Source organism: Pseudonocardia sp. MH-G8 (assembly GCF_002262885.1).
Classification (GTDB): Bacteria; Actinomycetota; Actinomycetes; order Mycobacteriales; family Pseudonocardiaceae; genus Pseudonocardia.
On sequence record NZ_NKYF01000001.1, the window covers coordinates 564,492 to 576,831 of the forward strand.

General features: G+C 73.8%; 11 protein-coding genes. 2 read left to right on the forward strand and 9 right to left on the reverse strand.

Going from position 1 to position 12,340, the window contains the following annotated elements:
- Position 1 precedes the first annotated feature (1 nt).
- Genes CFP66_RS02595 through CFP66_RS02610 form a run of 4 tightly spaced genes read right to left on the reverse strand, consistent with a single transcriptional unit; the run spans position 2 to position 4,575 of the window.
- Positions 2 to 1,291, reverse strand: a complete 1,290-nt coding sequence (locus CFP66_RS02595; protein ID WP_094920109.1) for a phenylacetate--CoA ligase family protein — start codon at positions 1,289 to 1,291, stop codon at positions 2 to 4.
- 39 nt (positions 1,292 to 1,330) lie between these two features.
- Positions 1,331 to 2,488, reverse strand: a complete 1,158-nt coding sequence (locus CFP66_RS02600) for an NDMA-dependent alcohol dehydrogenase (RefSeq protein ID WP_094920110.1) — start codon at positions 2,486 to 2,488, stop codon at positions 1,331 to 1,333.
- Entirely contained in the window at positions 2,485 to 3,453 is a 969-nt protein-coding gene (locus CFP66_RS02605; RefSeq protein WP_233159197.1) for a TIGR03560 family F420-dependent LLM class oxidoreductase, read from the reverse strand. The genes CFP66_RS02600 and CFP66_RS02605 overlap by 4 nt, the downstream gene beginning before the upstream one ends.
- Before the next feature lie 12 nt (positions 3,454 to 3,465).
- Positions 3,466 to 4,575: an NDMA-dependent alcohol dehydrogenase gene (locus CFP66_RS02610; protein ID WP_094920111.1), complete on the reverse strand. Its 1,110-nt coding sequence runs from the start codon at positions 4,573 to 4,575 to the stop codon at positions 3,466 to 3,468.
- A gap of 192 nt (positions 4,576 to 4,767) precedes the next feature.
- Here CFP66_RS02610 and mdlC point away from each other — a divergent pair, with 192 nt between their 5' ends.
- Positions 4,768 to 6,363, forward strand: coding sequence for a benzoylformate decarboxylase (gene mdlC / locus CFP66_RS02620; RefSeq protein ID WP_094920113.1), 1,596 nt, complete (start codon positions 4,768 to 4,770; stop codon positions 6,361 to 6,363).
- A 59-nt stretch (positions 6,364 to 6,422) separates the two neighbouring features.
- A complete protein-coding gene (locus CFP66_RS02625; protein ID WP_094920114.1) occupies positions 6,423 to 7,733 on the forward strand; it encodes an MFS transporter in 1,311 nt (436 codons plus the stop codon).
- Between the two features lie 11 nt (positions 7,734 to 7,744).
- Here CFP66_RS02625 and CFP66_RS02630 read toward each other — a convergent pair whose 3' ends face one another.
- Genes CFP66_RS02630 through CFP66_RS02650 form a run of 5 tightly spaced genes read right to left on the reverse strand, consistent with a single transcriptional unit; the run spans position 7,745 to position 12,265 of the window.
- Complete coding sequence (locus CFP66_RS02630) at positions 7,745 to 8,698, reverse strand: LysR family transcriptional regulator (RefSeq protein WP_094920115.1); 954 nt, start codon at positions 8,696 to 8,698, stop codon at positions 7,745 to 7,747.
- Positions 8,699 to 8,755: 57 nt separating this feature from the next.
- Positions 8,756 to 9,622: an alpha/beta fold hydrolase gene (locus CFP66_RS02635; protein WP_094920116.1), complete on the reverse strand. Its 867-nt coding sequence runs from the start codon at positions 9,620 to 9,622 to the stop codon at positions 8,756 to 8,758.
- A complete protein-coding gene (locus CFP66_RS02640; RefSeq protein ID WP_094920117.1) occupies positions 9,619 to 10,671 on the reverse strand; it encodes an amidohydrolase family protein in 1,053 nt (350 codons plus the stop codon). The genes CFP66_RS02635 and CFP66_RS02640 overlap by 4 nt, the downstream gene beginning before the upstream one ends.
- Positions 10,668 to 11,786 carry an amidohydrolase family protein gene (locus tag CFP66_RS02645; RefSeq protein WP_094920118.1) on the reverse strand — a complete coding sequence of 373 codons (1,119 nt, stop codon included), beginning with the start codon at positions 11,784 to 11,786 and terminating at the stop codon, positions 10,668 to 10,670. Before CFP66_RS02645 ends, CFP66_RS02640 begins: the two co-directional genes overlap by 4 nt.
- Entirely contained in the window at positions 11,783 to 12,265 is a 483-nt protein-coding gene (locus CFP66_RS02650; protein WP_094920119.1) for a Rieske 2Fe-2S domain-containing protein, read from the reverse strand. Before CFP66_RS02650 ends, CFP66_RS02645 begins: the two co-directional genes overlap by 4 nt.
- Positions 12,266 to 12,340 lie beyond the last annotated feature (75 nt).

Consider the following 12,340-nt stretch of genomic DNA (forward strand, 5'->3'; position numbering starts at 1 on the left):
CCTAGTGCTCGACGCGGGTGAGCCGGGACTTCATCTCCGAGCGCTCGATCGACCCCGCGGGCACGAGCACCACCTCGGCGCGCACCGAGAGCCGCGACCGGATCAGCGCCTCGAGGTCGCGACACAGCTGCGCGGGGTCACCCGGGGCCTCCCCGGTCTCGACCTCCACCCGCAGCGGCGGCTCGACCCGCGGGCCCGCGCCGGGCAGCACGACCTGGATCGCGCCCGTCGTGCGCGGGTGCAGGCTCTGCACCAGGTCGCGCAGCGCCGAGGGGAACACGTTCACCCCGAGCACGATCAGCATGTCGTCGGTGCGCCCGACGCAGCGGATCAGCGGTGCCCCGTCGGCGGCGAGCCCCGTGACGCGCACGCGGTCGCGCGTGCGGAAGCGCACCAGCGGGCAGCACTCCCGGTCCACGGAGGTGTACACGAGCTCGCCGCCGGCACCGTCCTCGGGCACGATCGGCTCGCCGCTCTCGGGGTCGATGAGCTCGACGACGACGTGGCGCCCGCCGGTGAACCGCATCCCGGCGCTGCCCGGCTCCTCGGCGAACAGCACCGGCGCCATGTCGGCGTTGCCCAGGCCCTCGGTGACCGGCGCGCCCCACTCCTGCTCGACGTGGCGGCGGAACTCGGGCTCGCCGCCTCCCGGCTCGCCGCCGACCAGGACCTTCTTCAGGCCGAACTCCTTGGGGTCGCGGCCCAGCGCCCGGATGTGCTCGGCGAGGTAGCGGGCGTAGGAGGGGGTGGCGTGCAGCGCGGTGACACCGAGGCTCTCCAGCGCCAGCACCGCCTTCTCCGACGCGCCGGTGCCGATCGGGACCATCGTCGCCCCGATCCGCTCCAGCGCGTCGCGGATCGGGAGGCCGCCGACGAACAGCGTCAGCCCGGCCCCGTGCACGACCACGTCCTCCCGGGTGGCGCCCATCGTGCGGAACGCCCGGGCGACCATGTCGGTCCAGGCCGCCGCGTCGCGGCGCGTGACGCCCACCCAGCTGGGCTTCCCGGTGGTGCCGGTGGAGGCGTGCACGCGGATGACCTCCGTCATGTCCACCCCGGCGTGCCGGCCCAGCGGCGGCGCGGCCGCCTGGGAGTCACGCAGCATCTGCTTGCTGGTGAACGGGAACTTGCGCAGGTCCTCGAGCGACGCGAACGCGGCGGCGCTCACGCCGTGCTCGGCGAACAGGTCCTGGTAGAGCGGCGATCGTCCGGGCAGGCCTTCGAGCTGCGCGCGCAGCAGCTCGGTGACGGCCTCGGCGTCCTGGGGCGCGACGAAGCTCGGTGTGCGCACGGGGGTCCTCTCGGGGATGTCGGCTCGAGGGTGTGGGCGTCAGGCCTCGTGGACCACGACGCCGCGGATGTTCTTGCCGTCGGTCATGTCGCGGTAGCCGTCGTTCAGCTCGTCGAGGCGGTACCGGCGGGTGATCAGCTCGTCGAGCTTGAGGTCGCCCGCGCGGTAGAGCCCGAGCAGCTTGGGGATGTCGTGGAGCGGGTTGCAGTCGCCGAACAGGGCGCCGCGGACCTGGCGCTGATAGCTGATCAACATCCCGGCGTGCACGTGGACGTGGTGGACGCCGAGCTTGCCGGTCGCGGTGATCGTGACCTTGCCGCCCTTGCCCACCACGGCCACCGCGGCGTCCACGACCTCGGGGGTGAGCACGCCGGGCGTGCAGATCGCGTGGTCGGCCAGTTGCCCCCAGGTGGTCTCGACGACGAAGTCGTGCGCCTCGCGGGCGTCGGCGAAGGCGTGCGTGGCACCGAAGACCGTGGTCGCCGTCTCCCGCTTGAACTCCACCGGGTCCACCACGACGACGTTCTTCGCGCCCGCGTACCGGGCGCCCTGCACGGCGTTGCTGCCCACACCGCCCGCGCCGTAGATCACCACGGTGTCGCCGGCCCGCACACCCGCGGCGTAGACCGCGGAGCCCCAGCCCGTCGGCACCCCGCAGCCGATGAGGGCGCCGATCTCGAACGGGATGTCGTCGGGCAACGGGACGCACGCCCACTCGTGCACCACCGAGTACTGCGAGAACGAGCCGACGGTGCAGAACCCGCCGAAGTCCTCGCCCCCGGCGTGGAAGCGGAAGGTGTCGTCGAGGAACATGCCGGTACCGGCGTTGAGCCCCTTCACGCACATGTTCTGGTGCCCGGTGGAGCACGGCCGGCAGGCGCCGCAGGCCGGGATGTAGGCCACGACGACCCTGTCGCCCGGCCGCACGCGGCGCACGTCCGGACCGACGGACTCGACCACACCCGCGCCCTCGTGCCCGCCGACGAGCGGGAACCGCCCGGGGAAGTCGCCCTTCGTGACGTGGTCGTCGGAGTGGCAGAGCCCGGCGGCGTGGAAGCGCACCCGCACCTCGTGGGCCTTCGGCGGGTCCAGCGTCAGCTCGGTGAGCTCCCACCCCGTGCCCGGGCGCCGCGCGACGGCGGCCCGCGTGGTGATCGTGCCGGTCACTCCCACGGCGTTCTGCGCGGTCGCGGTCATCGGGCCGTCCTCTCCTTCTCACCCGCGACGTGCGGGAGGACCTCGGCTCCGAGGAGCGCGATGTGGTCCAGATCGTGGATGTCGTAGATGTGCAGGTAGACGGTGTCCGCGCCGGCGTCGGCCAGCGCACCGATGCGGTCGGTGACCTCGGCGGGAGAACCGGTGGCCGCCGTCGAGCGCATGAGCTCCGAGCCCATGACGGCCGCGCGATGCCGCGTCTCGGCCGCCGTGGCGCCGCACGCCACGGGCAGCACGGCGGAGCGGCGCGCGGTCGCGGGGTCCCGCCCGATCGCCTCGCAGGCCCGCGCGAACACCGCGAAGCGCTCCCGCAGCTGCGCGCCGTCCCGGTCACCGGTCACGAGGGCACCGTTGAACTCGTCGGCGTGACGGGCGGCGATCGCCGGCGTCCGCCGCGGCCCGCTGCCGCCGATGATGATCGGCGGATGCGGGTCCTGCGTCGGGCGTGGCGGAGTGCGGTTGGCCTCGACGCGGTAGTGCTGACCGGGGAACGAGAACCCCGCCTCGTCGCCGAAGCCCGCTCGCCACAGCCCCGTGATGACCGCGAGCTGCTCCTCCAGCCGGTCGAACCGCTCGCGCCTGGGCGGGAACGGGACGCCGAACGCCGCGTGCTCACGCTCGTACCAGCCGGTGCCCAGCCCCAGCTCCACACGACCGCCGCTCATGTCGTCCAGCGAGGCGACGATGTTGGCGAGGATGCCCGGCTGGCGGAACATCGCCGCCCCCACCAGCGCCCCGAGCCGGACGCGGTCGGTGTCACGCGCCAGGCCGCCCAGCGTCGTCCAGCAGTCGGTGGGCCGGTAGGTGAGGTCGGCCGGGTCGACGCCCATCAGGTGGTCGGAGCGGAAGAACGCGTCGAAGCCGGCCGCCTCGGTGGCCAGCGCGAGCGCGCGGATCTCCTCGTACCGCGCGCCGTGGCGCGGTTCCATCAGCACCCGCATCCGCACGGTGTTCACGGCTCAGTGCTCGTGGACGATGACGCCGCGGACGTTCTTGCCGTCCAGCATGTCCTGGTAGCCCTGGTTGACCTCGTCGAGCCGGTAGCGGCGGGTGATCAGCTCGTCGAGCTTGAGGTCGCCGGAGCGGTAGAGGCCGAGCAGGCGCGGCACGTCGTAGAGGGGGTTGCAACCGCCGAAGATCGCGCCTTGCACGCGCCGCTGGTAGCCGATGAACGTCCCGGCGCCCGCGTCGATCGATCCGTTGCCGACGGCGGTGATCGTCACCTGCCCGGTCTTGCCCACGATCGCCAGCGCGTTCGCGATGACCTCGTCGTGCAGCACGCCGACCGTGATGATCGCGTGGTCGGCGAGCTCCCCCCAGGTGGTCTCGACGACGAACTCGTGCGCGGCCTGCGCGTCGGCGAACGTGTGGGTGGCCCCGAACACCTTCGCCATGTCCCGTTTGAACGCCACCGGGTCGACCACGACGACGTTCTTCGCGCCCGCGTACCGGGCGCCCTGCACGGCGTTGCTGCCCACACCGCCCGCGCCGTAGACCACGACCGTCTGCCCGGCGCGCACCCCCGCGGCGTGCACCGCAGAACCCCAGCCGGTCGGCACCCCGCAGCCCACGAGGGCCGCGACGTCGAACGGGATGTCGTCGGGGATCGAGATGCAGGAGAACTCGGACACGACCGCCCGCTGCGCGAACGTGCCCAGCACGCACAGGCCGCCGAGGTCCTCCCCGTCGAGGTGGAACCGGAAGGTGCCGTCGGGGAACTCCCCGGTGGCGGCGTTCTTGCCGGCGTCGCACAGGTTCTGCCGCGCGGTGGAGCAGTACCGGCACGTGCCGCAGGCCGGGATGAACGAGCAGACGACGTGGTCTCCGACCGCCACGCGCGTGACGCCTGGCCCGACCGCCTCGACCACGCCCGCACCCTCGTGGCCCCCGACCACCGGGAACCGCATCCGGGCGTCACCCTTCTGGATGTGGTCGTCGGAGTGGCACAGTCCGGCGGCCTCGAAGCGGATGCGCACCTCGCCCCCGCGCGGGTCGTCGAGCTCGACGTCGGTGATCTCCCACGGCGTGCCGGGCCGGCGGCAGATGGCGGCGCGAGTGGACATGCTCATCGGGGCTCCCGTTCTGCGGCGGCTGGTGGGGCTCGCGGCGATCCGGCGGCGTCGGTTCACGATGCCGCCGCCGCGGACCGGGCGGCGAGGCCGCTTTCGCGACGCGGAAGGGCGGGTCGAGCGCGCAGACAGCGCTTTCACCTCCTGGAAGCGGGGTTGCGCCGCCGGCCCGCACGCGGCGAGGGTCCTCCGGTGACGACGGTGCGCGCGCAGGTCCACGACCTGCTGCGGTCCTGGGGGCTGACCACGGTCTTCGGCAACCCCGGCTCGAACGAGCTGCCGTTCCTCGACCGCTTCCCCGCCGACTTCCGCTACGTCCTCGGCCTGCACGAGGGCGCCGTGCTCGCGATGGCGGACGGCTACGCGCAGGCCACCGGCCGCGCCGCCCTGGTCAACCTGCACGCCGCGGCCGGGCTCGGCAACGCGATGGGCAACCTCGCGAACGCCGCCCAGCAACACACCCCGCTGCTGGTGACCACCGGCCAGCAGGCCCGCGGGATGGTCGGCCTCGGCGCCATGCTCTCCGAGGCCCGGATGACCGAGGTGGCGCGCCCGCACGTGAAGGCGGCGTTCGAGCCGCTGCGCGCCCAGGACGTGCCGCGCACCCTCGCCGAGGCCCACCACCTGGCGATGCTCGCGCCGCGTGGCCCGGTGCTGGTGTCGCTGCCGCTGGACGACTGGGCCGCGGAGGTCGACCCGCACGAGGTCGAGCACCTGAGCACGCGGCGGGTGGCGGCGGGCGGCGGCTCCGGCAACGGCGAGGTCGAGATGCTGGCCGCCCGGCTGGCCGTGGCGCGGTCACCGGTGCTCGTGCTCGGGCCGGAGGCCGACACCGAGCCCGCGTTCTCCTCCGCCGTGGCGCTCGCCGAACGCGCGCGGCTGCCGGTGTGGATCGCGCCGAGCCCGCCGCGCTGCCCGTTCCCGACCACGCACCCGCACTACCGCGGGGTGCTGCCGGCCAGCGTGGAGGGCGTCACCGGGGCGCTGGCCGGGCACGACCTCGTGCTGGTGGTCGGCGCGCCGGTGTTCCGCTACCACGTCCACCGCCCCGGGCCCTACCTCCCGCCCGGCGCGACGCTGGTGCTCGTCACCGCCGACCCGGGCGCCGCGGCCCGCGCCCCGATGGGCGACGCGCTGGTCGCCGACCCCGGCGCCGTGCTCGCGCGGCTCGCCGAGGAGGTCGTCGCGCCGGCCGACCGGCTCGCCGTGACACCGCGGCCCGCACCGGCGGCCGTCGCCGTCGAAGGTCCGCCGTTCCCGGCCGAGGCGGTGTTCGACGTCCTGGCGAAAGCGCTGCCGGTCGAGGCCGTGCTGGTCAACGAATCGACGTCGAACACGGGCGCGTTCTGGGAGCGGGTGCCGATCCGCCGGGCGGGCGGCCTGCTGTTCCCCGCGGCGGGCGGGCTCGGGTTCGGGCTGCCCGCGGCCGTCGGCGCCGCGCTCGCCGACCCGGACCGCCCGGTGGTCGCCGTGCTCGGCGACGGCGCCACCCAGTACGGCGTGCAGGGCCTCTGGACCGCGGCCCGGCACGACCTGCCCGTCACCTTCCTCGTGCTGCGCAACGGCGAGTACGGCGGCCTGCGCTGGTTCACCGGGCCGCTCGGCGTGCGCGACGTGCCCGGGCTGGACCTGCCCGGCATCGACGCCGTCACGATCGCCGCCGGCTACGGCGTGCCCGGCGAGCGCGTCGAGGACCTCGACCAGCTGACCGCGGCCCTGATCACCCCGCGCGACGGGCCCCTGCTGCTCGAGATCCCGGTCGCGAGCGGCGTGAGCTTCGCAGGCTGAGCGCAGCGCGGCGGAGCGAACACCGACGCCGATCCGTCCTTCTCCCCCGGAGGTACACCGTGACCCGCCCGCCGACCAGTCGCCGGTCGCTGCTGCTCGCCAGCTGCGTCGGAACGTCGATCGAGTGGTACGACTACTACATCTTCGGCACGGCGGCGGCGCTCGTGTTCGGCACGCTGTTCTACCCGGAGGCCGATCCCACGGCGGGCACCCTCGCCGCCCTCGGCACGTTCGCCGTCGGCTTCATCATGCGACCGGTGGGCGCCGCGGTGATCGGCCACTACGGCGACCGCATCGGACGCAAGACGATGCTGGTGCTCACCCTGATGCTCACCGGCGTGTCGACGTTCGCCATCGGCCTGCTGCCGACCTACGCGGCCATCGGCGTCGCCGCTCCCCTGCTGCTCCTGCTGCTGCGCCTCGTCCAGGGCTTCGGCGTGGGCGGCGAGTGGGGCGGCGCGGTGCTGGTGGCCACCGAGCACGCCGGCCCGCGGCAACGGGCGCTCTACGGCAGCTTCGCCCAGTTCGGCGTGCCGATCGGCGTGCTCACCTCGAACCTGGCGTTCCTGGCCGTCGCGGGCCTGCCCGACGAGGACTTCCTGGCGTGGGGCTGGCGCATCCCGTTCCTGCTGAGCATCTTCCTGCTGGTCGTCGGGATGATCGTGCGGAGCAAGCTCTCGGAGAGCCCGGAGTTCCAGCGCGTGAAGGAGACCAAGCAGGTCACCAAGCTGCCCGTGGCCACCCTGTTCCGCGAGCGGCCGAAGGTCGTGCTGCTGGCGAGCCTGGCCGCGATCCCGCCACCGCTGGTCGGCTACACGGTGATGGTCTACATGCTCAGCTACGGCACGCGGGCCGCGGGCTTCGACCGCCCGACGCTGCTCACGCTCATCCTGCTCTCGACCATCCCGTGGATCGCCGGGATCTACGTGGCCGCCCGCTGCGCCGACCGCTGGGGCGCGGGCCGCATCTACGTGATCGGCACCGCCACCGCCGTGATCTGGGCCTTCCCGCTGTTCTGGCTGGTCGACACCGGCAGCGTGGCGGCCGCGCTGATCGCCTTCATGGTCGCGGGCGTCGTCCAGGCGATCATGGCCGGGGCGCAGGGCGGATGGTTCACCGAGATCTTCGAAGCACGCATCCGCTACAGCGGCGCCTCCATCGCCTACCAGACGGGCGGGATGATCGGCGGCGCCCTCACGCCGATCGTCGCCACCGCCCTGTACGCGGGCTACGGGTCCTCCGCACCGATCGCGGGCTACCTGCTCCTGCTGTCGGCGGCGGCCCTCGTGGCCACGCTGCTGCTGATCCGCTCGGCCGGCAGCCCACCCGCCCGGGACACCGCCGTGGCCCCGGCCGGCCCGGCGGCGTGACGGCCCGGTGATCAGACGCCGGCGTCCTCGGCGCGCGCGGCGCGGGCGGCCAGGGCGCGGAACCAGCGGTGCGCCTCGTCGTCGTCGTTCTTCGCGTGCCACCACAGCGTCTCGACGATCGGCGGCGGGTCGCCCGGGCACTCCAGGATCCGCAGGTCCGGGCGGTCGGCGAAGCGCAGGGCCAGGCGCCGCTGCATCACCGCCACCCGGTCCGTGCCCGCCACGAAGTACGGGGTGGCCTGGTAGCTGTCCACACGCACGGCCACGTGCGGCCGGGTGGACAGGCGCGCGAACAGCGGCGCGAGCGGCGAGCTCGCCGGGTACTCGCCGTCCGGGTGGTGCGGCACCACCCAGGGCAGCCGCTCCAGGTCGGCCGCGTCGAGCCGGTCGCCCACCGGGTTGTCGGCGGCCACGACGCAGACCCACCGGTCCCGGAACAGCTCCTGGCCCCGGATCCCGGTCGCCCGGAACGCCGCCGTGGGCACGGAGATGATCGTGTCGAGCACGCGCAGCGTCTCCAGCAGGTCGGCGGGCAGCCGTTCCTTCACGACCTTGACGTGCAGGCGGGCGTGCGGGGCGACCTCGTGCATCGCCCGTGAGAGCTGCTCGCCGAAGGCGGCGAGCACGTAGTCCGGCGTCAGCACGGTGAACTCCCGCTCGGACTCCCCTGGCCGGAAGGGCGGGTCGACCAGGAACAAGCGCTCGACGCCGACGCAGACCGGCTCGATCTGCGCGGCGAGCTGCACCCCGAGCGGGGTGAGCACGAACCCGCCCCGGGTGCGGGCGAGCAGGTCGTCACCGAAGTGCCGGCGCAGCCGGGCCAGCGCGGCGCTCGCTGTGGGCTGGGTGACCCCCACCCGCCGGGCCGCCCGGGTCACGTTCTTCTCCCGCAGCAGCTCGCGCAGGATCACCAGGAGGTTCAGGTCGAGGTTGGCCAGCGCCGTCGCACCCCGCCGATGCCCCATCCCCCCAGTATGAGAACAGCCGTGAGTGGAAACGAGTGCCAGAGCACCCGTATCCACTCACGACCGCAGCAGCGCCTGGAGTGCGACGAGCGTCTCGGCCGGTCGTTCCTCCGCGAGGTAGTGCCCGCAGTCCAGCTCGACGCCGTCGGCCGCGGGCGCCCACGACCGCCAGACGTCCATGGCGTCGGGCACCCGGCCCACCGGCCCGTGCCGGCCCCACAGCACGAGGGTGGGGCAGTCGATCGTGCGGACGCCGCGGTCGGCCTCGTCGTCGGCGACGTCCACGGTGGCACCGGCCCGGTAGTCCTGGCACATCGCGTGCACGACCTCGGGCCGGGTGTAGGCCGCGCGGTAGGCGGCCTCGGCCTCGGAGGTGAACACGCCGGCGGTGCCCCGCAGGAAGAAGCCGTCCGGGTCGGCGGCGATCAGCCGCTCCGGCAGGTCGCCGGGCTGGGCGAGGAAGAACCAGTGCCAGGCGCCGCGGGCGAAGGTGGCGTCCACCCGCGCGAAGACGTCCGCCGTGGGCAGCACGTCCAGCACGCCGAGCGCCGTGACGGCCTGCGCGTGGTCCAGCGCGAGCCGGTACGCGCAACGGGCACCGCGGTCGTGGCCGACCACCGCGAACCGGTCGAACCCCAGCTCGCCCATCACGGCCACGACCTCGGCCGCCATCGCCCGCTTGCCGAACGCGGCCACGTCGTCCGTCGCATCGGGCGGCGGGACGCTGTCGCCGTAGCCGCGCAGGTCCGCGAGGACGACGGTGTGGTCGCGGGCGAGCCCGGGCGCCACGAGGTGCCACATCGCCGAGGTCTGCGGGTAGCCGTGCAGGAGCACGACCGGCGGGCCGCTGCCCGCCGTGCGCACCCGTACCCGCGCCCCGGCCGCCGTCTCGACGTCGGCGGTCGCGAACCCGTCGAGGATCATGGCTCCAACTGGTACCAGGACGCCGCGTTGGCGGACAGGACGCGCTCGCGCTCGGCGTCGGTCAACGCCGCGAGCAGCCGCTCACCGCCGTCGCCGTGGTCGTGCGGGTGGTCGCTGGCGTACATGAGCATCGTCCCGGCGTCGAGCAGGTCGACCGCCTGGCGGGCCTGCGCCGCATCGCGCGGCAGGTGGGTGGGCGCCGTGGTCAGCCGCATGTGCCGGCGCACCACCTCCGACGGCTTGCCCGACAGCCACGGCACCTCGCGCCAGACGCCCTTCCAGTCCTTGTCGAATCGCCACAGCAAGGTGGGCAGCCAGGTGGAGCCGCACTCCAGCAGCGCCACCCGCAGCTGCGGCAGCTCGGCGAAGACGCCCTCGGTGACCAGGCTCGTCACCTGCGCCTGCACGATGATCTGCGAGTTGGCCAGGTAGTCCTCGAGGTAGGTGTGGGTCATACCGCTCGAGGTCGGGGCGTTGCCGATCCGGCCCCAGGCGTGCAACCCGACCACGAGGCCGCGCTCGGCCGCGGCCCGCAGGACCGGCCGGTGGCGGACGTTGCCCCACGGCGCGTCGGAGCGCACCGGGAGCAGCACCTGCACGAACCCGGGGTGGTCCCCGATCCGCTCGATCTCCGCCACCGCCGCCGCGGTGTCCAGCGTCGGCACCACCATGCTGGCCCGCAGCCGCTCGTCCTGCTCCAGCCACTCCGCCACCAGCCAGTCGTTGACGGCCCGGGTGAGCGCCGCCTCGTAGTACGGGTTGCGGTTGCAGTGGAACGAGGTGGTGCAGTTCAGGACGGCGCGGTGCAGCGCCTGCGGGTCGAGCACCTCGTCCCGCAGGCGCGCGAGCGAGGTGGCGGCAGGGGTGCCGCTGGTGGGGGCGAGCGGCGGGTAGGCCCCGCCCTGCGTCGGCGACAGCGACACCCCGCCCTCGGCGACGTAGCCGCGCCAGTACGGGTCGAGGTGAGGGAACAGGTCGGACAGCGCGGTGGGCGCGCAGTGCACGTCGGTGTCGATCGTCGCGACGCGCGCGGGCGCGGCGGCCGTCACGCCGGCACCTGCGCGTCCCGCTCAGGCAGACCGTAGAGCCGGCAGGCGTTCGCACCCATGATCTGGCGCCGCAGGTCGGCCGGGAACAGCTTCGGCGCCTGGCGCGGCGAGTCGAAGTCCCAGTGCGGGTAGTCGGAGGCGAACAGGATCCGCTCGCCCATCCCGACGTGGTCGAGCGCCACCGCGAGGTGCTGCCGGTCGTCCGGTTCCTCGATGGGCTGGGTGGTGAACCAGAAGTGCTCGCGGATGTACTCCGACGGCGGCTTGCGCAGGTGCGGCACGTCCTCGCGCAGCTGCGACCACGCGTCGTCCAGCGCCCACATCAGCGGACCTGCCCACGCGATCCCGCCCTCGATGCAGATGACCCGCAACGACGGGAACTCCTCGAACACGCCCTCGCACAGCATGCTCATCACCAGCGATGCCATCGTGTTGGCGTTCCAGACGTGTTCTTCCAGGTAGAACGACGGCCAGCCCGCTCCGCGGTGCTGCTCCAGCCCGCCGGTGTGCGCCGCGATCGGCAGCCCGGCCTCCGCCGCGGCCGCGTAGATCGGCCAGTACCGGCGCACGCCGAAGCCCGACTCGCCCCCGGTGGACAGCAGGACCTGCACGAACCGCGGGTCGTCCGACCGCCTGCGGATCTCCTCGGCGGCGAGGTCGGGCGACTCCGCGGAGATCGCGATGGAGCTGCGCAACCGCGGCTCCGCGTCCAGCCACTCCTGCGCGAGCCACGAGTTCAGCGCCCCGCACAGGGCCGCCGCGTAGTGCGGCTGCTCGACGCCCCAGCTGTGCCCCTGCAGCGGGATGAGGATCCCGTGGTCGATCCCGAACTCGTCGAGCAGCTGGTCACGCGTCATCTGCAGGTCGCTGCCAGGAAAGCCGCCCTCGGGCCACGCGTCGAGCCGGAACCCGGAGTTGCGCACCCGCGGGTAGATCTCCGGCGGGCCCGGCACCCGGCTGCCGAACATCTCGAAGCGGCGCCGGTGCTGCGCGGACAGGCGCGGCAGGATGTCGCGCGGCAGCGCGTGGGGGTGGATGTCGCTGTCGACGATCGTGTAGCCGGTCCGGTCGGTCCTCGGCGCCGCGTCGGCGGGTGTCGGTAGCGTGCTGGTCACTGCGCACCTCCTCGAGCGGCCGGCACCGCTGCCGGCCGCGGATTCGTGTCGACCACGACGTAGGCGTCCTCGACGTGCACCGGGAACGTCTCCGCGACGTACGGGCCCGGCTGCCGGCCGCCCCGCGGCTCGGCGACGGGCGGCTCCTGCCCGCCCTCCACCGACACCGAATAGGTGCGGACGGACGGCTCGCCCGGGCCGAGGAACGACTGGCCGGTCGCGAGGTCGTACTCCCAGCCGTGCCAGGGGCAGGCCAGCAGCGCGTCCTCGCCGGCCGTCGTGTACTCGCCCGGCCCCTGCGAGGTGACCCAGGGCTTGGTGCGGCCGCGGCAGAGCGGCCCGCCCATGTGCGGGCAGTAGTTGTTGATCGCGTAGAAGTCGTCGCCGACCCGGAAGACGCCGATCGAACGCCGCCCGGCCTCCACGATCCGTCGCTCACCGGGGCCGAACTCGTCGAGACGTGCCACCACGATCTTCACGAGCAGAAACGCTAGGGACCCACGGTGGCGGGACGGAAACAGAAAGTGGGGATAGGAGGCATCGGCCCCGTCTAT

Excerpts from the sequence above, each read along its gene's own strand:
- CFP66_RS02600 (WP_094920110.1), bottom strand. The coding sequence starts at position 2,488 with ATGACCGCGACCGCGCAGAACGCCGTGGGAGTGACCGGCACGATCACC.
- CFP66_RS02610 (WP_094920111.1), bottom strand. The coding sequence starts at position 4,575 with ATGAGCATGTCCACTCGCGCCGCCATCTGCCGCCGGCCCGGCACGCCG.
- CFP66_RS02635 (WP_094920116.1), bottom strand. The coding sequence starts at position 9,622 with ATGATCCTCGACGGGTTCGCGACCGCCGACGTCGAGACGGCGGCCGGG.
- CFP66_RS02630 (WP_094920115.1), bottom strand. The coding sequence starts at position 8,698 with ATGGGGCATCGGCGGGGTGCGACGGCGCTGGCCAACCTCGACCTGAAC.